This is a genomic window from Lelliottia wanjuensis (assembly GCF_030238365.1).
GTDB lineage: Bacteria > Pseudomonadota > Gammaproteobacteria > Enterobacterales > Enterobacteriaceae > Enterobacter > Enterobacter wanjuensis.
In genome coordinates, this window is sequence record NZ_JASSOT010000048.1 from 49,750 (window position 1) to 70,302 (window position 20,553).

18 protein-coding genes are annotated in these 20,553 nt (G+C 55.0%); 12 read left to right on the forward strand and 6 right to left on the reverse strand.

All coding sequences use genetic code 11. The features are described from left to right. Positions 1–44: 44 nt before the first annotated feature. On the forward strand, positions 45–2,087 hold the full coding sequence (prlC, locus tag QQF33_RS04400; protein WP_285157440.1) for an oligopeptidase A: 2,043 nt from the start codon (positions 45–47) through the stop codon (positions 2,085–2,087). 8 nt (positions 2,088–2,095) lie between these two features. Next, entirely contained in the window at positions 2,096–2,848 is a 753-nt protein-coding gene (gene rsmJ / locus QQF33_RS04405) for a 16S rRNA (guanine(1516)-N(2))-methyltransferase RsmJ (RefSeq protein WP_285149912.1), read from the forward strand. A gap of 86 nt (positions 2,849–2,934) precedes the next feature. Here rsmJ and uspA read toward each other — a convergent pair whose 3' ends face one another. Beyond that, the gene (gene uspA, locus QQF33_RS04410) at positions 2,935–3,372 is read right to left on the reverse strand and encodes a universal stress protein UspA (protein WP_003861223.1); all 438 of its coding nucleotides are present in this window, start codon (positions 3,370–3,372) and stop codon (positions 2,935–2,937) included. Between the two features lie 282 nt (positions 3,373–3,654). Between uspA and uspB the strand changes: the two genes are divergently transcribed. Then, positions 3,655–3,990, forward strand: coding sequence for a universal stress protein UspB (gene uspB / locus QQF33_RS04415; protein WP_282492864.1), 336 nt, complete (start codon positions 3,655–3,657; stop codon positions 3,988–3,990). A gap of 54 nt (positions 3,991–4,044) precedes the next feature. On the opposite strand, the gene pitA is transcribed toward uspB, so the two are convergent. After that, positions 4,045–5,544, reverse strand: a complete 1,500-nt coding sequence (gene pitA, locus QQF33_RS04420; RefSeq protein ID WP_282492865.1) for an inorganic phosphate transporter PitA — start codon at positions 5,542–5,544, stop codon at positions 4,045–4,047. A gap of 230 nt (positions 5,545–5,774) precedes the next feature. On the opposite strand from pitA, the gene QQF33_RS04425 reads away from it, so the two are divergent. The 6 genes from QQF33_RS04425 (at position 5,775) to QQF33_RS04450 (ending at position 12,742) form a co-directional block, all read left to right on the forward strand. Then, the gene (locus QQF33_RS04425) at positions 5,775–6,968 is read left to right on the forward strand and encodes a BaiN/RdsA family NAD(P)/FAD-dependent oxidoreductase (RefSeq protein ID WP_285146092.1); all 1,194 of its coding nucleotides are present in this window, start codon (positions 5,775–5,777) and stop codon (positions 6,966–6,968) included. A gap of 391 nt (positions 6,969–7,359) precedes the next feature. Further along, positions 7,360–8,067: a fimbrial biogenesis chaperone gene (locus QQF33_RS04430; protein WP_285157441.1), complete on the forward strand. Its 708-nt coding sequence runs from the start codon at positions 7,360–7,362 to the stop codon at positions 8,065–8,067. A gap of 48 nt (positions 8,068–8,115) precedes the next feature. Beyond that, positions 8,116–10,527: a fimbria/pilus outer membrane usher protein gene (locus tag QQF33_RS04435; RefSeq protein WP_285157442.1), complete on the forward strand. Its 2,412-nt coding sequence runs from the start codon at positions 8,116–8,118 to the stop codon at positions 10,525–10,527. Between the two features lie 10 nt (positions 10,528–10,537). Continuing rightward, complete coding sequence (locus QQF33_RS04440) at positions 10,538–11,512, forward strand: fimbrial protein (RefSeq protein ID WP_285146095.1); 975 nt, start codon at positions 10,538–10,540, stop codon at positions 11,510–11,512. A gap of 86 nt (positions 11,513–11,598) precedes the next feature. Beyond that, on the forward strand, positions 11,599–12,141 hold the full coding sequence (locus QQF33_RS04445; protein WP_282493610.1) for a fimbrial protein: 543 nt from the start codon (positions 11,599–11,601) through the stop codon (positions 12,139–12,141). Positions 12,142–12,208: 67 nt separating this feature from the next. Beyond that, the gene (locus QQF33_RS04450) at positions 12,209–12,742 is read left to right on the forward strand and encodes a fimbrial protein (protein WP_282493609.1); all 534 of its coding nucleotides are present in this window, start codon (positions 12,209–12,211) and stop codon (positions 12,740–12,742) included. A gap of 96 nt (positions 12,743–12,838) precedes the next feature. On the opposite strand, the gene QQF33_RS04455 is transcribed toward QQF33_RS04450, so the two are convergent. Then, the gene (locus QQF33_RS04455; protein WP_285157443.1) at positions 12,839–13,396 is read right to left on the reverse strand and encodes a fimbrial protein; all 558 of its coding nucleotides are present in this window, start codon (positions 13,394–13,396) and stop codon (positions 12,839–12,841) included. A 70-nt stretch (positions 13,397–13,466) separates the two neighbouring features. After that, complete coding sequence (locus tag QQF33_RS04460) at positions 13,467–14,018, reverse strand: fimbrial protein (RefSeq protein WP_285157444.1); 552 nt, start codon at positions 14,016–14,018, stop codon at positions 13,467–13,469. Positions 14,019–14,362: 344 nt separating this feature from the next. Here QQF33_RS04460 and QQF33_RS04465 point away from each other — a divergent pair, with 344 nt between their 5' ends. Together QQF33_RS04465 and QQF33_RS04470 are read left to right on the forward strand one after the other, a co-directional pair. Beyond that, a complete protein-coding gene (locus tag QQF33_RS04465) occupies positions 14,363–16,795 on the forward strand; it encodes a DUF3772 domain-containing protein (RefSeq protein WP_285157445.1) in 2,433 nt (810 codons plus the stop codon). Between the two features lie 94 nt (positions 16,796–16,889). Then, a complete protein-coding gene (locus QQF33_RS04470) occupies positions 16,890–17,915 on the forward strand; it encodes a TerC/Alx family metal homeostasis membrane protein (RefSeq protein ID WP_285149921.1) in 1,026 nt (341 codons plus the stop codon). A gap of 85 nt (positions 17,916–18,000) precedes the next feature. On the opposite strand, the gene QQF33_RS04475 is transcribed toward QQF33_RS04470, so the two are convergent. Then, positions 18,001–18,660 carry an HAD family hydrolase gene (locus QQF33_RS04475; protein ID WP_282493604.1) on the reverse strand — a complete coding sequence of 220 codons (660 nt, stop codon included), beginning with the start codon at positions 18,658–18,660 and terminating at the stop codon, positions 18,001–18,003. Between the two features lie 240 nt (positions 18,661–18,900). Between QQF33_RS04475 and QQF33_RS04480 the strand changes: the two genes are divergently transcribed. Then, positions 18,901–19,428: an NlpC/P60 family protein gene (locus QQF33_RS04480; protein WP_282493603.1), complete on the forward strand. Its 528-nt coding sequence runs from the start codon at positions 18,901–18,903 to the stop codon at positions 19,426–19,428. Here QQF33_RS04480 and QQF33_RS04485 read toward each other — a convergent pair. Continuing rightward, the gene (locus QQF33_RS04485) at positions 19,425–20,219 is read right to left on the reverse strand and encodes an SDR family NAD(P)-dependent oxidoreductase (RefSeq protein WP_285157446.1); all 795 of its coding nucleotides are present in this window, start codon (positions 20,217–20,219) and stop codon (positions 19,425–19,427) included. The two genes, QQF33_RS04480 and QQF33_RS04485, sit on opposite strands and share 4 nt — an antisense overlap. Positions 20,220–20,553: the final 334 nt, after the last annotated feature.

The following is a 20,553-nucleotide window of genomic DNA, read 5'->3' on the forward strand; positions in this document are numbered from 1 at the left end:
GCCGGATGCGCGCTTCATTCACCTTATTCAACAGGACAGCGCTTATGACCAACCCATTACTCACGCCTTTTTCGTTGCCGCCATTTTCTAAAATCCTCCCTGAGCACGTTGTCCCGGCTGTAACCCAGTCGCTGGATAACTGTCGCGAGGCGGTTGAGCGCGTGGTTGCGCAGGGCGCACCTTACACCTGGGACAATCTGTGCCAGCGTCTGGCGGAAGTGGATGACGTACTGGGCCGTATTTTCTCGCCGGTGAGCCACCTGAACTCGGTGAAAAACAGCCCGGAGCTGCGCGAAGCCTACGAACAAACCCTGCCGCTGCTCTCTGAGTACAGCACCTGGGTCGGTCAGCATGAAGGGCTGTACAACGCGTATCGCGATCTGCGCGACGGCGAAAACTACGCGAAGCTGGATATCGCCCAGAAGAAAGCGGTCGATAACGCCCTGCGTGATTTTGAACTGTCGGGCATCGGCCTGCCGAAAGAGAAACAGCAGCGCTACGGTGAAATCGCCGCGCGTCTGTCCGAGCTTGGCAACCAGTACAGCAACAACGTCCTCGACGCCACCATGGGCTGGTCGAAGCTCATCACCGATGAAGCCGAACTGGCAGGCATGCCAGAAAGCGCGCTGGCTGCGGCCAAAGCGCAGGCCGAAGCGAAAGAGCAGGATGGCTATCTCCTGACGCTGGATATCCCGAGCTATCTGCCGGTGATGACCTACTGCGACAACCAGGCGCTGCGTGAAGAACTCTACCGCGCCTACAGCACCCGCGCCTCTGACCAGGGCCCGAACGCCGGTAAATGGGACAACAGCCCGGTGATGGCGGAAATTCTCGCTCTGCGTCACGAGCTGGCACAACTGCTGGGCTTTGACAGCTACGCCGAAAAATCCCTCGCCACCAAAATGGCGGAAAACCCGCAGCAGGTGCTCGATTTCTTAACTGACCTCGCTAAACGCGCGCGTCCGCAGGGCGAAAAAGAGCTGGCTCAGCTGCGTGCCTTCGCTAAAGCGGAGTGTGGCGTGGAAGATCTGCAGCCGTGGGACATCGCCTACTACAGCGAAAAACAGAAACAGCATCTCTACAGCATCAGCGACGAGCAGCTGCGCCCATACTTCCCGGAAAGCAAAGCCGTTAACGGCCTGTTCGAAGTGGTGAAACGCATCTACGGCATCACCGCCAAAGAGCGTCACGATGTGGAAGTCTGGCACCCGGAAGTGCGTTTCTTCAAGCTGTACGACGAGAAAAACGAGCTGCGCGGCAGCTTCTATCTGGACCTGTACGCGCGTGAGAACAAACGCGGCGGGGCGTGGATGGACGACTGTGTCGGCCAGATGCGTAAAGCCGACGGCTCGCTGCAAAAACCGGTCGCCTACCTGACCTGCAACTTCAACCGTCCAGTCAATGGCAAACCGGCGCTGTTCACGCACGACGAAGTGATCACCCTGTTCCACGAATTCGGCCACGGTCTGCACCATATGCTGACCCGTATCGAAGCGGCGGGTGTGTCTGGCATCAGCGGTGTACCGTGGGATGCCGTCGAGCTGCCGAGTCAGTTTATGGAAAACTGGTGCTGGGAGCCGGATGCGCTGGCGTTTATCTCCGGTCACTATGAAACCGGTGAACCGCTGCCGAAAGAACTGCTGGATAAAATGCTGGCGGCGAAAAACTACCAGGCGGCGATGTTTATCCTGCGCCAGTTGGAGTTCGGCCTGTTCGACTTCCGTCTGCACGCGGAGTTCAGCCCGGAGCAGGGGGCTAAAATCCTCGAAACCCTGGGCGAGATTAAGAAGCAGGTGGCGCTCATTCCTGGGCCATCGTGGGGCCGTTTCCCGCACGCCTTCAGCCATATCTTTGCGGGCGGCTACGCGGCGGGCTACTACAGCTACCTGTGGGCCGACGTGCTGGCAGCGGATGCCTTCTCTCGCTTCGAAGAGGAAGGGATATTCAACCGCGATACCGGTCAGTCGTTCCTGGATAACATCCTGACGCGCGGCGGTTCCGAAGAGCCAATGGAGCTGTTCAAACGCTTCCGTGGCCGCGAGCCGCAGCTGGATGCGATGCTGGAACATTACGGAATCAAAGGCTAATCGCGTTCGTGAAAATTTGTTTGCTGGATGAAACAGGCGCCGGAGACGGCGCCTTATCTGTTCTTGCCGCCCGCTGGGGGCTGGAGCACGATGCTGAAAATCTGATGGCGCTGGTGATGACGCCAGAACATCTGGAACTGCGCAAAAGCGATGAGCCCAAGCTTGGCGGGATTTTTGTCGATTTTGTCGGCGGGGCGATGGCGCACCGTCGCAAATTTGGCGGCGGTCGCGGTGAAGCGGTGGCGAAAGCGGTCGGTGTGAAGGGCAGTTATCTCCCGGACGTGGTAGATGCCACGGCAGGCCTGGGGCGGGATGCTTTTGTGCTGGCATCCGTGGGCTGTCGCGTGCGGATGCTGGAACGTAACCCGGTGGTCGCCGCTCTCCTCGACGACGGTCTGGCGCGCGGGTATGCCGACCCGGAGATTGGCTCGTGGTTGCAGGAGCGGTTACAGCTGATGCACGCCTCCAGCCTGACGGCGCTGACGGATATCACGCCGCGTCCGCAGGTGGTCTATCTCGATCCGATGTTTCCGCACAAGCAGAAGAGTGCGCTGGTGAAGAAAGAGATGCGGGTGTTTCAGTCGCTGGTGGGGCCTGATTTGGATGCGGATGGATTGCTCGAACCGGCCCGCCTGCTGGCGACCAAACGCGTAGTGGTGAAGCGCCCGGACTATGCGCCGCCGCTGGCGGATGTCGCGACCACCAACGCCGTGGTGACGAAAGGGCATCGGTTTGATATTTATTCCGGGACGCCGGAATAACAAAGCCCGGTGGCGCTAACGCTTACCGGGCCTACAAAACCTGATCGTAGGCCGGGCAAGCGCTAGCGCCGCCCGACAATTCACACTTACTCGTCTTCTTCATCACGCAGCGGCACAATCAACATATCCACGTGGACGGTGTTGATCAGCTGGCGCGCGGAAGACATCAGTTTGCTCCAGAAATCCTGGTGATGACCGCAAACGACGAGGTCCATATCGTATTTCTTAATCGCATCGACCAGTACCTGGCCCAGGTCGCCGCTACCGCTTAAGGTTTCAGTAATCGGATAGCCGGCGTTGGTGGAGAGCTCAGACAGCGCGTGGTGCGTCTCTTCGGAGATGCGTTTTTGCATATCGCCAAGGTTAACGTCGATAAGACCGGTGTAGAGATCGGAGTAATTCACATCAACGTGAATCAAAGAAACTTTCGCGTTGTATGGGCGTGCCATGGATACCGCTTTATCAACCAGCACTTTGCTCTCCGGGGAGAGGTCTACCGCGATGAGAATGTGTTTGTAAGCCATAGTGTTACTCCTTCCTTAAGTTATCGATGACTATCAGGTAAGCCGTCGCCTTTCTGCCTTCATTACGGCCCAGTTCAACAAATTTTTCAAGCTTTGGTGTTGATAACGATTAACCTTGTGGCAAAAAAATTAACGGATCTCCTACACTATTTAATGAGCCGTTCGGATATTAAAACGTGAACCCGATCGACTTTCGTCATTCTTTCACTGATCTGTCTGTCAGGGCATTGGGGTGCGGTTGTCCAGAAGTCTCGCTTCGTGGGCGGACGCCGGGGAGGAAGTATGATTAGCACCGTCGCATTGTTTTGGGCGTTATGTGTGGTTTGCATAGTGAATATGGCGCGCTATTTCTCATCGTTACGTGCGCTATTAGTGGTACTTCGAGGTTGCGATCCGTTGCTTTATCAGTATGTGGATGGTGGAGGCTTCTTCACGTCGCATGGACAGCCCAGCAAACAGATGCGTCTGGTGTGGTACATCTACGCCCAGCGCTATCGCGATCACCATGACGACGAGTTTATCCGTCGCTGTGAGCGTCTGCGTCGCCAGTTCATTCTGACCAGCGCCCTGTGCGGGCTGGTGGTGGTGAGCATGGTGGCGTTAGCGCTCTGGCATTGAGCCAAAAAAAAGCGGGTCAGTTTCCTGACCCGCTTTTTCATTGCTTATCCTGCATTAAATCAGTTTCAGCGACAGCCAGTACAGGCCGCCCGAAAGCAGAATCGACGCCGGGAGGGTGAACACCCAGGCCATCAGGATGTTGGTCACGGTTTTACGCTGCAAACCGCCGCCATCAACAATCATCGTACCGGCAACCGAAGATGACAGAACGTGAGTCGTTGAAACCGGCATACCGGTGTAACTCGCCAGACCGATAGAAACGGCAGCGGTCATCTGCGCGGACATACCCTGCGCATAGGTCATGCCTTTCTTACCAATCTTCTCGCCGATGGTGGTCGCCACACGACGCCAGCCAATCATTGTCCCGATACCCAGTGCCAGTGCAACGGCCATGATGATCCAGATTGGCGCGTACTCAATAGTATTGAGCATATCGCCTTTCAGTTTCTTCAGCAGACGCTGGTCATCGTTGTTCACATCTGGCTGCTTCGCGACTTTATCGGTCACATCAGAGATGCACAGCATGATGCGACGCAGCTGACCACGTTGTTCAACGGACAGTTTGTCGTAGCTTTCGATATCGCTCAGCATGCCTTTAGCACGTTCCAGCGCGTTGATCGCGTTTGCCGGGTGGCAGTGGAACTCGCCCGGAGCGGTGGTCGCACCCGGTTCCGGAGAAGGAATCAGCTGATCAACACCGGTCACGCGTTTCAGCAGTTCAGGGTGCTGCTGGAAGTACGTTTCGACGTTGTTTACTGCATCACGGGTACGGGTGATTTCGTATCCGGTGGCGTTCATGTTGACCACGAACCCTGCCGGAGCGACACCAATCAGGACCAGCATGACCAGGCCAATGCCTTTCTGACCGTCGTTTGCGCCGTGAGAGAAGGCGACGCCGATAGCGGAAAGAATCAGAGCGATACGCGTCCAGAACGGAGGCTTTTTCTTGCCATCTTTCTTTTCACGTTCTGCGGGAGTCAGGTGAATACGGGCGCGTTTTTTGGTTCCGCTCCAGTAACGACGCAGGATGAAAATCAATCCACCTGCAACGACCAGGCCCACGATAGGGGAGATAATCAGAGAGCCGAAGATCCCCATCACTTTAGGGATGTTCAGCGCGTCAACGACAGACGTGCCGGTCATCAGGGCGTTGGTTAACCCGATACCGATAATCGCGCCGATCAGCGTGTGAGAACTGGATGCAGGCAGGCCGAAATACCAGGTACCGAGGTTCCAGATAATCGCAGCAAGCAGCATGGAAAATACCATCGCGAGACCGTGCGCTGAACTCATATTCAGAAGCAGGTCTGTAGGCAGCATGTGAACGATGGCATAGGCTACGCTTAGGCCACCAAGTAGAACACCAAAGAAGTTAAAGACAGCCGCCATAACAACCGCAACTTGCGATCGCATTGCGCGAGTGTAGATAACCGTTGCGACTGCGTTCGCAGTGTCGTGGAAGCCATTGATAGCTTCGTAAAACAGCACAAATGCCAGAGCAAGCAATAGTAAAAGCCCGGTATGTAAATCCAGACCAGCAAACAAATGTAGCATAGGACGTTACGCCATTTTGGAGGACATGAACGCGGCGCATTATCCAGGACAAATGCGCAACGGGCAAAGTGAAATATAGCTTTTTTTTGATATACCTTCTGGATTGTTTACGTCTGGTAAAGAAATATATTTTATATTTCAATTATATGACTGACATATCAGTTTTTTGCGCTGGTGTGACCACAGAGGAAACTTTACAATTCGCGCCTGTTAAACATGAGGATTTGGATGTGGAAAGGTTTGATGCCGTCATAATTGGCGCCGGTGCGGCGGGAATGTTCTGTGCGGCGATGGCCGGACAGGCGGGTCGTCGCGTTCTGTTGCTGGATAATGGCAAGAAACCCGGCCGCAAGATCCTGATGTCTGGCGGGGGTCGCTGCAACTTTACTAATTTATATGTCGAACCCGCGGCCTATTTGAGCCAAAACCGTCATTTTTGCAAATCTGCCCTGGCGCGTTACACCCAGTGGGATTTCATCGATCTGGTCGGCAAACACGGCATCGCCTGGCATGAAAAAACCCTCGGCCAGCTCTTCTGTGATGACTCCGCGCAGCAGATTGTCGACATGCTGGTGGCCGAGTGCGAGAAGGGCGGCGTCACCACGCGCCTGCGCACCGAAGTGCTGAGCGTCTCACGCGACGACAGCGGCTACCGGCTTGAGCTGAACGGCGACACGGTCAGCGCCGACAAACTGGTGATCGCCAGCGGCGGGCTGTCGATGCCGGGCCTGGGCGCGACGCCATTCGGCTATAAAATCGCCGAGCAGTTTGGCCTGAAGGTGCTGCCGACCCGCGCCGGTCTGGTGCCGTTCACTCTGCACAAACCGCTGCTGGAGCAGCTCCAGACCCTCTCCGGCGTCTCGGTGTCGTCCACCATTACCGCTGAAGACGGCACCCTGTTCCGCGAAAATCTGCTGTTCACCCATCGCGGTCTCTCTGGCCCCGCCGTGCTGCAAATCTCCAGCTACTGGCAGCCAGGCGAATTCGTCACCGTCAATCTGGTGCCGGACTGCGATCTGGCGGCGTTCCTCGACGAACAGCGCGCCGCGCATCCGAATCAAAGCCTGAAAAACACCCTGGCGATGCAGCTGCCGAAACGTTTGATCGAGTGCCTGCAACTGCTGGGGCAAATTCCTGACGTCACGCTCAAGCAGCTCAATGTGCGCGATCAGCAGGCGCTGGTCGAGACGCTGACCAACTGGCGCGTTCAGCCGAACGGCACCGAAGGCTATCGCACGGCGGAAGTGACCCTCGGCGGCGTGGACACGGATGAACTCTCGTCCCGCACCATGGAAGCGCGCAAGGTTCCGGGGCTCTATTTCATCGGTGAAGTGATGGACGTGACGGGCTGGCTGGGCGGATATAACTTCCAGTGGGCCTGGGCAAGTGCCTGGGCGTGCGCGCAGGCGCTGGCGAGCGACTAAATCGAAGTCTTACAGCCCCGCATTTTTAAAGGCTCTAAGGGAGGAGTTAGAGCCTTTTTGACCTATGGTGATGCAACGCCAAATTAAATAATTTCTAACTGTAAAACCTGGTGAAATATCGATGCAGCGCCGGCTAAATGATATTTTCATTAAACTATTTCTATTTTTAAATGTTGTCCAATACTGGATTCGAACCTAATTGTGATTATTGCAATCGACTATCGGTAGTATCACTATTATCAGCAACTCCAAAGCGTCGCTCGTTGAGGGAGATTATTATTTTGAAGTTTACCTTGAATAAAACAACTGTAGTGTTTAATTAGCTCGTTACTCATCACCCCGCGGCAAGCGAGGTTATCCAGAGCGAGCATTTCTTTTTGGATTAACCCAGATGAATAAGTCCGGCATTGCCGCTTTTTTAGCTTTAATAACATTCTCAGGCACAGCACACAGCGCCCTGACCCTTAACGCCGACCGCCTGATTTACAGTGAAAAAGAGGGCGATGCGACGGTCACTATTCACAGCAATGAAAATCGGGCCTATCTGGTTCAGTCCTGGATTGATGCAGGTGACAGTTCTCAGATTAAAAAATTACCGTTCGTGGTGACGCCGCCGTTGTTCAGGCTGGCCCCGAAAAGCGACAACGTGATTCGTGTCGTCTATTTAGGCAGCGGCCTGCCTGCCGATCGCGAAAGTCTTTTCTGGCTTGACGTGAAAGGCGTGCCCGGCCTGAATGAACAAGAATCAAAAGTTGAAAACCGCATGGTGCTGGCGATCAATAACCGGATTAAATTCTTTTTCCGCCCGGCGGGTTTAAAAGGCGATCCGGGTGAGGCGGTGAAAAACCTGAGCTGGAGCGCATCCGGTAAAACGGTGGTGGTAAAAAATGCCTCCCCGTTCAATCTGGTGTTGAGCAAAATCTCAATCGATAAAGAAACCATTCCGGTTTCGGTGGTCGACAATAATACCGTCATTGCCCCTTTTGCGAATAAAACCTATCAGCTTAAACATGCCCCTGCCAGTGGCTCAGCCGTGGAGTGGGAAGCCATAAATGATTTCGGCACAACGTCTAAAACCTTTACCCAGAAAATGAATTAACAGGACGTTATGCGCTGTATCAGTAAGTTGTGCCTGGCTGTTTCTGTGATGCTTTCGAAAACAGTGTTTGCCGGGGAATATTTCGACCCCGGCTTATTACAGTCGGCAAACGGCAATACAGTGATTAATGACACCAGTCTCCTCAGCCAGGGCGTTCAGCCGGCGGGGACTTATCGCGTCCGGATTAAGGTCAACGGAAAGCCATCTCTGGTTTCAGATGTCCGGTTTGAACTGAATGACAAAAAGGAGCTCGTACCCTGTCTCACTTTTCAGACCTATCAGAAACTCGGCGTGGATTTGAAAAAGGTCGCTTCGAATGCTGAGGATAATAGCGTGAAAAATGCCTGCACTGACATGCAAGAGCAGTTTCCCGGTACGAAGGCGGATTTTGATTTTTCAAAACTGACGCTGGATATTTCTCTCCCGCAAACCGTGATGCGCGATGAGTCGCTGACCGGCGTGCCGGAAGAGGAGTGGGACGACGGCGTGCCCGCCATCATCAGCATGTACCAGCTTTCCGGGCAGCAATATCTCCATCGCACCAGCGACACCCAGGACACGGTATTTGCTAATCTGACCAACGGCTTTAACTTTGGCCGCTGGCGCTATCGCAATAACGCCACCCTCAGCAATGACGATGGCTGGAAGACGCTCTCAAACTATGTCGAAACCGCCGTCCGCTCCCTGAAAGGGGAGTTGACCCTGGGCGACGCCAGCACACCGGGCGATATTTTTGACAGCCTCGTGGTGCGTGGGGTCCAGCTCAATTCCGATGATGATATGCAGCCTGACCAGTTAACGGGCTTTGCGCCTCTCATTCGCGGGATTGCGAAGAGTAACGCCCAGGTCACCGTACGCAGTAATGGCTACATCATTTATCAGCGCTCGGTTCCGCCAGGCCCGTTCGTGATTCAGGATCTGTCGTCCGTTTCAAACGGCGGCAAGCTGGATGTCACCGTCACCGAGGCCGATGGTTCAGAAACGCACAGCACCGTCTCTTACTCGAACGTTCCGCAACTTTTACGCGCGCATCAGATGAAATACAGCCTGGCAGCGGGGCGGTATGTGACGAACAGCAACAGCGTGGAAGAGACCCCGGAAATACTGCAGGCGGCGATCTCCTGGGGGCTGCCGCTGGATATCACTACTTACGGCGGTATCCAGTATCAGGAAAAATATAAGGCGGCGAGCCTGGGCGCGGGTTTTGACCTGAAGCGTGCGGGCGGCATCGCCATTGATGTCACTGAAAGCCAGGGGCAGCGCGGCAATTCGCCAGAGTATAAAGGCGATATGCTGCGTCTGACCTACCGCAACGGCATCCCGGAAACCGGGACGCAGATCCAGCTGGATAATCGCTATTACCGCCGCAACTACCTCTCTTTTAGTGACTGGGCCGATTCAGAAACGCTGTTCGAAGACTCGCGGTTAAAACGCGAATACAACCTGACCCTCAATCAGACCCTGACGGACGAACACAGCTTCTTTGCCACGCTGAGCCGCACGGCGAACCAGGACAGCTCGGTCTCGCGCTCCTGGCAGCTCGGCTGGAACGGCTCGTGGCAACGCGTCAGTTTTTCACTGGCGTGGAGCATGACCCGTAGCGAAGGGATGTCCGACTGGGATAAGCAGCTGGCGCTCACGTTGTCTGTTCCGCTGGGGAATATCTTCCCGGCCACGCAGCCGATGGTCAACTACAGCGCCACCACGGGCCTGAAAGGCGATCTGACAAACCAGGTCGGCGTGTCGGGTCACATGGGGGAAGGGCAGGATCTGAGCTGGAATACCCAGGTCTCTTACGCGTCGCAGAACGGGCAAAGCGACACTCAGAGCGGCTCCGCAGGCATCGATTACCAGGGCAATCGCGGCGAATTCAACGTGACCTATAACGCCGACCGCAACCAGTACCTTTCCTGGAACGCCTCCGGGAACTTACTCGCGCATAAAGACGGCATCACGCTGGGACGTTTCTCCAGCGGTAGCCAGGCGCTGGTGGCGATCCCTGGTGCGGAGAATGTCGAGCTGGGCAGCAACCAGAATATTCGCACTGACTCCCGGGGCTTTGCCATCGTGCCCGATCTCCAGTCCTATCACCGCAACACCATGACGGTCGATCCGCAGAGCAATAAAGAGGTCGATTTTGTCAGCACCTCCTCTGAGGTGATCCCGACGAAAGACGCCATTGTGCTGGCCCGCTTCAAAGCGATCGGCGGACGTAAAGTGGTGATGAACGTGAGCTACAAAGGCCAGCCGTTGCCCTTCGGTGCGCGGGCAAGAATCGAGGGCAACGACGACACCTGGTACGTCGGGGATCAGGGCCAGGCTTACCTCAACTCCGCCCCCGACAGCGGCACGGTGAATTTCAGCTGGGGCGATAAACAGCAGTGCTCCGCGCCATTCGCCATCCCGACAAAAGCGTCGGTGAAGCTGGCTATCGCCATCCTGAACGTCGAATGCCACTGAGGAGCGCACGATGAAACCTTTTTCCTGCTGGGGAATCGCCACCGTCATGATGCTAAGCGCCGTTGCGTTAACCGCCCGCGCGCATGACTGCCAGATCCAGAATCGACAGGCGCCGTTAAATCTGACGATCCCGTTAACCGTTCAATTGCCGGACATAGCGGGTACCGCCGCTATCGGGACAGTTTTGTCGGTGAACGAGAAAACTCTCGCGCAGCTGACCGGGTCGCATCATGCAATCGCTCCGGCGTGCCAGGGTGAAGTACAGCGCATCCTGAACGGCAGAATGAGCACGGCGCAAAGCGGGGATCATATTTACAGCACTTCGCTGCCGGGCGTCGGTGTAAGAATTACGGTTATCTATGACCAGCCGGCGAGGGCAAAAAAAGAGTGGGTATTACCTTTTAACACGCCTTTTTCGGAGGTCCCGACGCATCCGCTCAGCACCGATGATATTAAATTGCGCATTGAAGCGATCAAGACCGGCATTATTCAGGGCGGCACGATGACCATTCGACTGCCGTCCCTGGTCTCACTGAATGACAATTCCCTGGTGGTAAACCTGGCGATGACGGTGTTAGCCGCCAGAGCCCACTGTGAAATTCTGGTCGATCAGCCGCAAATCGAATTGCCGCCGATTAATGTGAAGGATCTGGCCAGCAGCATGGCAAAACAAAATTATCCGGTCGGCGTGAATCTACAGTGCATGAACACCACCCGGGCCAGCATGAATATCGAAGGCGCTACCGAGCCACAAAATGTCACCGTCTTTAAAAATGTCGCACCCGAAAACCCGGCCTCCGGCGTGGGCATCGAAATGCTCTATAACGGCAGCGTGATGACCCCTTTCCAGCCCATCGATATGGCATTGCCCGTGCAGCAGATGAATATCCCGGTCCCGCTGTCGGTTCGCTATGCAAAAACGGATCAACCCGTCAGCGAAGGAAAAGTGAAAGCCCAAATTACGCTGAGAATTAATTATTTATAACGAAATAGGGAAGGTTTCTTTTTTCATTCTGAAATGAGAAGGCTTCGCCTATTTTATTCAGATACAACACTATAAGGATATTATTTATGAAAAAGTCAATTTTAGGACTGGCCGTCTCCGCATTGTTTGTGATGGGCGCAGCTCAGGCTTCCACCAACCCTGATGACATCTCAGCAAACCTGACCATTTCCGGTACGGTGACTCCGACTCTGTCACCTTGCACCGTTAACCTCGGTCAGTCTTCTGTTGACCTGCAAGCAGACATTTCCACCTTGGTGACTCAGGGCACTTCTACCACTCCGATGAATACCGTAGACCTGACCGTCACTGGCGATGAGCAGTGCGCAGACCTGGTTTCTCAGGGCAAAATCGCCTACAAATTCCTCGGCACGGCAGATAGCTCAATGGGCAGCGTCCTGGCAAACACGGCGACGGGCGAAGGCGCAGCAAGCGGTATTGGCATCGCGCTGTATGACAACGCAGGCCAGAATCTGCTCATCAACAAAGATACGATGACGGCGACGACGGGTGCCGCTCATTTAGGTCTGGGGATGGTAAAACTGGCAGGCCAGGCAGCGAACGCGGGTGCTGTACAGGGTTCTCTGACGATTCAGATCGAACGTCTGTAATAAATCCCTCCTCGTGAAATCGAGGGGGAATTCTATTCTGCGTTGTTGACTAATAACCGAGAACACCATGAAAATTATCTACTCTGCATTAATCCTGTCATCAGTGATGACAGGCTTTGCCGCGCAGGCCGAAGATGTTTCCGCCACGCTGTCGATTACCGGGAATGCCACCAGTGGACCGACGGGTTGCGAAGTGATTATGAACCCACAGACCATCGCATTAGATACTATCGATCTGGATGCGCTGCCATGGCAGGGGGGAAATACCATTCCGAAGAATCCAATTAACCTGCATGTTTCAGGTAGCAGCGAGTGTTATGCATTAGTGGCAGCGAATCGCATGGCTTATCGTTTTGTGGGTACGCCAGATGCCGGTGAAGGGTCGGTGTTAGCCAATACAGATACGTCATCTCTCGCCGCGCAAGGCGTAGGGATTGGCATATTTGATATGCACGGTAAATTCCTGGATATCAGGAAAACTGTATCGGCGCTGGATATAGAACGTATTACCCTGCAGGTCGTGTCTCTCAAAGGAACGGAACAAAGACCTACCGAGGGGAATGTGAACGGCGATCTCACGGTCCAGATTGAACGTCTGTAATCCATAGCGACAACCACCCGTTTTGTGGAATTTAAAACGGGAAATAAAAAAGCCCGAAGTCTCTTCGGGCTTTTCACTCACAACGTGAGAATCAACTTACAGGAAGTTAATCTGGACGTTGGCATTCGCTGCAATCGTCCCTGCGGTTGCGGGTTTAGTGTTATCAGACAGCACAACATCCGTCTGAATGGCGATGTGTGCTTCGCCCATCTCGTTAATATTGCGCGAGGTCGTGCTCCCCGAGTTGATTGGGACTAACGGATGCAGGTCATTACCTACCTGTTCGTAAAAACCAATCGCCACGTTTTGCGCGGCACCCGCAGCGGCCGATTGGGTGCTGAGCAGTTTGCCGTTCACGGCATCAGCGGCACCCAGTACGGTGGCGGAAACATGCATACCCTTGTGGCAACCCATAATGTCAATCATATACAGCTGGGCATGCTGAGGGCCGTCTTCCGCGCGGCGGATCTCATCCGGGCCTGAGATGTTGTCAAAAGTTAAGCTTGTCGGGGCCGAAATGACGCAATCACTGGCGGAGATCACCTTTGCGGTGACGTCCATATCGTATGTCCCCAACGTGTCACTCGCATTAACCGTTCCTGCACAACCCAGGGCTACGGCAGTCAACGCAAAACAGAGAAGTTTTTTATTCATAATAGTTGCCTTGATGAAATCGATATAGGCGAACAGATCAATGTGGCGATCTCTTCACGCTAAATAAAAATTACAGATAGTCGATTTTGAATTGTGCAGAAGAGGTCACCAGACCAGGTTCAATTGTTTTTGCGCCATCTGTTTTCGCCAGCGCGACAATTAAGTTAATGCCCAGGTTTGTAACCCCGGCAGGTTTCGCGAACGTACTGGCTTCACCCCCGACGGTGAGTTGTTTAAAGTCAGGGAAAGTCCAGACGCCAACGCCCACATTAGATGCGGCACCGGATTGCGAGGTATTGGTTAACAGAGAGGCATCCGTTGCATCCGCCGATCCCTGGAGGCTCACAGAAAGTACGCTTTCCGCTGACGCACAGTTTTCAAATGAGAGGGTCGTCGCGCCCGTCATGGCCTGCGGTGCCTGATCGCTGGTTTTGATATCGGTATCGATAACTTCGCCAAGATCGAGGGAGGGTTTGATGTTGACCGTGCATTTTTCACTCGAAACAATCGCACCGGATATTTCCAGTGGCAATGTGCTGTCCGTCGCGGCATTTGCCATTCCTGGTGCCAGTATCAGGGTGACCAGTGAAGCCAGTGCCATATTTGTGCTGAATTTTTTCATACTCTTTTCCTTTGAGTTTATAAATACCAAATCTTATCCATGAGGAATGAATAGGATTTGCTATTTATTTAAAATTCCTTCCCGTCTACATATCTTTCTATTAATGGTAAATCGTAGAGCGCGTTCAGCTTAGCCTAAAAAGATATATTCCTGTATTTAACGCGGGCTTTTCTGAGGTCTAAAAATATACCTTCTGGCGCTATATTCTTCGGTTAATTTCAGGTCGGGCAAAAGCGCGTCTTTATGAGAATGGGACTTTCCCTCTACTCTTCCTGCGATTAGGAGGTATCCTTAGGGTCAGTCGTTGGTCGTTAATGTTTCGAATTCGCGGATCTCACCAAACTATGCAAAAAATGTTCAGAATGCCGCTGCTCCTGGCATTGTTGTCGTGCCTGATGATGATGCCTTTTCTCTCGCAGGCAGAGGACGCCCCCTCGCAAACCGAGGCAGAGCAGCCCGTCAAGGTCAACGTCGGCACGGCGTTGCCGGCCCTGCAAAAACGCCTGGATACCCTCAAACAGCAGGTGTCTGCGGTCAAAACCGACAAAAAATTCACCGCCCTGAATGACGATGCGCTCAAGCTCGCCGAAGACGCCAACAAACTGGCGGTGGTGCTTGCCCCGCAGCTGACGCAGATTCAGGCCCAGCTGGATGTGCTCGGTCCGGCTCCCGCGCCTGGCACGGTCACGGAAACGGCGCAGGTGGTCGGCCAGCGTAAGCAGCTTAATAACAGCAAAACGCTGCTGACCACCCAGATTGAGCAGGTCAAAGCCATCGCCGTTAACGCCCAGAATCTCTCCAGCCAAATCTACGGCCTGCGACGCGATGCGCTGAAAACCCAGATCGCCCTCAATACCGGCAGCATTCTGGGAGAGAAATTCTGGTCGCCGCTGATCTCGCCTAACGAGAAAGACACGCAACGGTTCGACGAGTTCGGCTCGCAGGTGAGCGACGCCTGGCATCAGGCGTGGGACGAAGACTGGTATTTCGGCTCCGGGTTCTACCTGCTGTTGGCCTTGGTCATCGGCCTGTTCGGGCGCAAAGCGCTGGACAGACCGATGAACTGGATCTTGCCGCGCTGGCTGCCGCAGGGGCGTTTTCGCCGCAGCTTCCTCGCCTGTTTCACCACGCTCAGCACCACGGTGACACTCGGGATCAGCATGCAGCTGATCTGCTATATCTTCACGCGTCTGCCGGACACCTCCCGCCTGGTGATGGATTTCGCCGATCAGCTGGTTGAGCTGACCTGGTTCTCGGCGATCATCGCAGGCCTGGGTATCGCGCTGCTCTCGAACAGCCACCCGTCGTGGCGTCTGCCGGGCATCGCCGATCCGCTGGCGAAAACCCTCGCCTCGTTCCCGATTCTGCTCGCGGCCTCCATTTTCATCTTCGGTATTATCGAGCAGCTCAATGGCCTGGTGGGCTCGAGCATTGATGCGACCCTGTTCGGTAACGGTCTGTCGGCGCTGCTGGTGGCGCTGAACTGCCTGATTGCGCCAATCCGCGTTAACCGGATGCGGCGTAAAATGCGCGCGGAAGGGGAGCAGACCGAGGCGCGTTCGACGATGGCGGGGCTGATTCACCTGGTGATCAGCCTGACGGCGTTCGTCATTCTGCTCGCGCTGCTAATTGGTTATATCCCGCTGGCACGCTTTGTCACCTTCGAACTGCTGTGGATTGGCCTGGTGGTCAGCTGCCTCTACCTGCTGATCCACTTCGTGGTGGATCTCTGTGAAGCGGTGTTCTCGCCGACCACCCAGAGCGGGAAAATCCTCCAGAGCACCCTGAGCGTCAACGAGCGCCACCTGTCTCTGGCGTCGACCTTATTCTCTGCCTTGGGCAAAACCACGCTGCTGTTGATGGCCCTCGTGGCGCTGCTCAACGGCACTTTCGGCACCACCACGCCGCTGGAACTGGTCAGTAAAATCGCCGATATCTGGGGCGGCAAAGGCCTCGAGAGCATGAATATCATCCCGGCGCATGCGGTGAATGCCGTGCTGTGTCTGGTGGTCGGATGGTATATCTTGCGCTCGTCGCGCCGCTGGCTGGATCACGAGTTCCTGCCGAAAACCACGATGGACAGAGGCCTGCGCGCCTCGCTGGTGACGCTCTTTACCAATGTTGGCTACGTGCTGCTGATCATGCTCACTCTGTCGATGCTCGGCATCGAGTGGAATCGTCTGGCGTGGATCGTCAGCGCCCTGTCGGTCGGTATCGGTTTTGGTCTGCAGGAGATTGTGAAGAACTTTATCTCCGGCCTGATCCTGCTGACGGAGCGCCCGGTAAAAGTGGGGGATTTGGTGAGTATCAGCGGCGTCGAGGGCGATATCCGCCGCATCAACGTGCGTGCGACGGAAATTCAGCTGAGTGATAAATCCACGGTTATCGTGCCGAACTCGCAGCTGATTTCCCAGAACGTGCGTAACGCGACCATGGGCAATGCGCAGGGCGTCGCGACTATCGCGCTGACCTTCCCGCTGGATATCGACCCGGAGCAGGTGCGTAATCTGCTGCTGGAGGCCTATAGCCTGCATGAATCTATTCTGGAAGCGCCCGCGCCGTCGGTCAGCTTTAAAGAGCTGGGGCCGAACGGGATTGTGCTGAGCGTCACCGGGTACGTGAACAGCCCGCGCATGGTCAGCGGAACGCGCAGCGACCTGCTGTATGAGATCCTCAAAATGCTGCGCGCGGCGGGCATCAGCCTCAGTCAGACGCAGACGATGGTGCTGGAACAGCCGCACCGCGTCACAGTTGAGGATGAAGCGAAAGGTCAGTGATAAACTGGATTGGGGCCGGGAACGGCCCATTTTAACTTTGTTGTTTTTTTTCAATTCTGCATGGTGTGTTTTTTGTAATTAAAAGGGTTGTGTAATGGCATCTGCTCATCTCGGTTTCCCGACGGAAACCGTCGTTGTATTTGTGGTGATGGCGGTGGGGGCGATGTTTATCGATCTCTTCATGCATCGTCACGACAAACCTGTCTCGCTGAAAAGCGCCGTGATGTGGTCCATTTTCTGGGTCATGCTGGCGATGGCGTTTGCCGGGTTCCTGTACGTTCACCATGGCGCCGAAATGGCGAGCCTGTTCCTCACCGGCTATGCGCTGGAAGAGGTGCTGTCGGTCGATAATCTGTTCGTGATGATGGCGATTTTCGCCTGGTTCGGCGTGCCGGATAAATATCGTCACCGCGTGCTCTACTGGGGTGTGCTGGGGGCGATTGTGTTCCGCGGGATTTTCGTGGCGATCGGCACCAGCCTGCTGAGTCTTGGCCCGTATGTGGAAGTGGTTTTTGCGCTGGTGGTCGGCTGGACCGCGCTGATGATGCTCCGTCGTAACGAAGAGAGCGACGAAGTGGAAGACTATTCTCACCATCTGGCGTATCGCCTGGTGAAACGCTTCTATCCGGTGTGGCCGAAGATCAGCAGCAACAAGTTTTTGCTGACCCAGAAAGAGGTGGATGCCGAGCTGGAAAAACCGGAAAACCAGGATGTGATGGTGGGCCGCGTGAAGAAAGCGAAGCGCTACGCGACGCCGCTGCTGCTGTGCGTGGCGGTGGTGGAGCTGTCGGACGTGATGTTTGCTTTCGATTCGGTGCCCGCGATTATCGCCGTCAGCCGTGAACCGCTGATCATTTACAGCGCGATGATGTTCGCGATCCTCGGCTTACGTACGCTCTACTTTGTGCTGGAAGCGATGAAACAGTATCTGGTCCATCTGGAGAAATCCGTGGTGCTGCTGCTGTTCTTCGTGGCGTTTAAGCTGGGGCTGAATGCCACCGACCACTTCTGGCATCACGGGTATAACATCTCCGCGAACATGAGCCTGTTTGTGGTGTTGGGTGTGCTGGCGCTGGGGATTATTGCGAGTGTGGTGTTCCCTGGGAAACGTGCTGCCTGATGCCCTCACCCCGGCCCTCTCCCACAGGGAGAGGGAGAAAGTGTTGTAGGCCGGGTAAGGCGAAGCCGCCACCCGGCGATACCGACTACTTAATCGGCGAATGACGCCGCGCTCTTGGCGGATGGAAATGCCGCCAGTGCGGATCCTGCGCGGCGGCCAGCAACTCATGGTCGCCGCGCGTATCGCCCCAGGCGCGCAGGTGGTAATCGTTCAAATCACCATACACCCGCTCCAGTCTCGCGACCTTCTGCGCACAGCGGCAGTTATGTCCGGTGATCCGGCCCGTCAGTTTACCGTCCACCACTTCCAGCTGCGTACCAATCAGTTTAATACCGAGCTTATCGGCCCATGGCTGCAGGACCAGCGCCGGAGAGGCTGAACAGATCGTCACCTCCGCACCGGAATTCACTTCCGCCGCCACCGCCATTACGCCCGCCGGACGCATCAGCTTGTTCCAGTATTTCTCGCAAAATAGCTCCGCCTGCTCGCGCAGCCAGTGCTCGTCTACGCCAGTCAGGAAGGTCTTCACCAGCACCTCTTTCAGCTCATCGCGCGTCAGTTTGCGGCGCACGCAGTGGAGGGTCGGCAGCGCCATGCGCACCAGTCGTCCGGCAAAATAACGTTTACCAAAGGCAAATCGCAGAAAGGGGATAAAGCTGTCGTGGTGCGTCAACGTCCCGTCAAAGTCAAAAACGGAGAGCACCCGGGATTTTGCCACTGCCTCATCGGCGATCATATTGGTCATAAAGATGTCTTAGCTGAAATACACATTCTGGTCATTAGTTTACCTGCTTTACCTTTCCAGTCCCTCAATCACGTGCTTTTTTTTCACAAAGTTGCGACCCGGCTGGAATGTCCGTTTTTGGACCAACTAGTGATTGGATGAAAAGTGAGCTGTCTATATTATCACCGCATCGAAAGCCTATTCGAGGGACCATTGCCCCCTCACCGGTAAGGAAAAACTCACTCACAGCTTAGAATTGATATGACCTTTAGACTGCTTTTTTCAACCCTCTTGTTAAGTTTTGCTTCGTTTTCCGCATTCAGTTTCGAACTGCCTGCATCCATGTTATCGCATCAGCATCAGCTGTCGCTCTCACCGGCAAAAACGTCGCTGGAGCATCAGGAACCGGGCCAGCTGCGTGGCCGCATCCTGGCGCAGTATCAACAATGGAAAGGGACGCATTACGTCTGGGGCGGCACCTCGCACCGCGGCGTGGATTGCTCAGCCCTGATGCAACATCTGTTTAGCGAGGCTGCCGATCTGTCGCTGCCGCGTACAACGGGAGAACAGATCAACCGTGGCGTTCAGGTGGCGGAATACCGCCTCAAAGCGGGTGATCTGATCTTCTTCCAGACCGGGCCGCACCGCCGCCATGTTGGCGTGTATATTGGCCACGACCAGTTTATTCACGCCTCAACCAGTCAGGGCGTGACGGTCTCGACGCTGGCGAACAACTACTGGCATTCGCACTTCATTACCGCCCGCCGGGTGACGGGCAGCAATGCCTAAATAATGTCGTCGACCACGCCACCGTCCACGCGCAATGCCGCGCCGGAGGTGGCGGAGGCCTGCGTTGAACAGACATACACCACCATATTGGCGACCTCTTCCACGGTCGATGCGCGCTGAATCACCGACGTCGGTCGATTGGCCATGACAAACTCTTTCGCCAGCTGTTCGAGCGACTTGCCCGTTTTCTCCATCTCATCTTTCATCATCGCCGCGAATCCGTCTGACATCGTCGGCCCCGGCAGGACGCTGTTCACGGTCACGCCGCTGCCCGCCACAAATTTCGCCAGACCGCGCGCCAGCGACAGCTGGGCCGTCTTCGTCACGCCGTAGTGGATCATGTCCGCCGGAATATTGCATGCCGATTCAGACGAGATAAACACCACTCGACCCCAGCCTTTTTGCACCATCCCCGGCAGCAGGGCGCGCGACAGGCGCACGCCGGACATCACGTTGGTCTGCCAGTAGCGATCCCAGGTGTCGTCGTCGGTGGCGTAGAAATCCTCCGGCCCGTAAATCCCGGCGTTGTTCACCAGGATGTCGACGTTCGATGCCACCTTCAGCACCGACTCCACGCCTTCGGACGAGCTGAGATCGGCGATGGTCGCCCGCACCTGTGCGCCAGGCACCGCCTGCTGGAGCTGCTGAATACCGTTATTTACCGACTCCGCGCTGCGCCCGTTGATGATCACTTCCGCACCGCTTTCCGCCAGCCCGCGCGCAATGGCGAGCCCAATGCCGCCGGTAGATGCCGTGACCAGTGCGACTTTTCCCGTCAGATCGATTTTCATAGGCTGTTCCTTATGATGAGTAAAGTTCAGACCCTAAAGCGTAGCAGTTCACGGGCCCTTCGATGACCTCATCTATTCTTGCTTTTAACCGGTAATATTAAATAAAAACGACAATCGTCGAGAATGAAAAGTTCCGACTCACTTCGCATTTATTTAAATGAAAACAAGGTTTTTTGGATCTGTTAAGCGTTCGTTTACTTTTATCCGGTGGGCGACTGAAATATATTCTTAACATGACGTGAGCATTGTCACACAAATTTATTATGCGCAGGCGTTTCTTAAGTTACTGTTACTTATGATTTTTTATCGCTGTCTTTTCATGTCGATATGTTTT

Bases quoted from the DNA above. Each gene is read 5' to 3' on its own strand.
- prlC (WP_285157440.1), top strand. From the start codon at position 45: ATGACCAACCCATTACTCACGCCTTTTTCGTTGCCGCCATTTTCTAAA.
- uspA (WP_003861223.1), bottom strand. From the start codon at position 3,372: ATGGCTTACAAACACATTCTCATCGCGGTAGACCTCTCCCCGGAGAGC.
- uspB (WP_282492864.1), top strand. From the start codon at position 3,655: ATGATTAGCACCGTCGCATTGTTTTGGGCGTTATGTGTGGTTTGCATA.
- pitA (WP_282492865.1), bottom strand. From the start codon at position 5,544: ATGCTACATTTGTTTGCTGGTCTGGATTTACATACCGGGCTTTTACTA.
- QQF33_RS04430 (WP_285157441.1), top strand. From the start codon at position 7,360: ATGAATAAGTCCGGCATTGCCGCTTTTTTAGCTTTAATAACATTCTCA.
- QQF33_RS04435 (WP_285157442.1), top strand. From the start codon at position 8,116: ATGCTTTCGAAAACAGTGTTTGCCGGGGAATATTTCGACCCCGGCTTA.
- QQF33_RS04440 (WP_285146095.1), top strand. From the start codon at position 10,538: ATGAAACCTTTTTCCTGCTGGGGAATCGCCACCGTCATGATGCTAAGC.
- QQF33_RS04445 (WP_282493610.1), top strand. From the start codon at position 11,599: ATGAAAAAGTCAATTTTAGGACTGGCCGTCTCCGCATTGTTTGTGATG.
- QQF33_RS04450 (WP_282493609.1), top strand. From the start codon at position 12,209: ATGAAAATTATCTACTCTGCATTAATCCTGTCATCAGTGATGACAGGC.
- QQF33_RS04455 (WP_285157443.1), bottom strand. From the start codon at position 13,396: ATGAATAAAAAACTTCTCTGTTTTGCGTTGACTGCCGTAGCCCTGGGT.
- QQF33_RS04460 (WP_285157444.1), bottom strand. From the start codon at position 14,018: ATGAAAAAATTCAGCACAAATATGGCACTGGCTTCACTGGTCACCCTG.
- QQF33_RS04465 (WP_285157445.1), top strand. From the start codon at position 14,363: ATGCAAAAAATGTTCAGAATGCCGCTGCTCCTGGCATTGTTGTCGTGC.
- QQF33_RS04470 (WP_285149921.1), top strand. From the start codon at position 16,890: ATGGCATCTGCTCATCTCGGTTTCCCGACGGAAACCGTCGTTGTATTT.
- QQF33_RS04475 (WP_282493604.1), bottom strand. From the start codon at position 18,660: ATGACCAATATGATCGCCGATGAGGCAGTGGCAAAATCCCGGGTGCTC.
- QQF33_RS04480 (WP_282493603.1), top strand. From the start codon at position 18,901: ATGACCTTTAGACTGCTTTTTTCAACCCTCTTGTTAAGTTTTGCTTCG.
- QQF33_RS04485 (WP_285157446.1), bottom strand. From the start codon at position 20,219: ATGAAAATCGATCTGACGGGAAAAGTCGCACTGGTCACGGCATCTACC.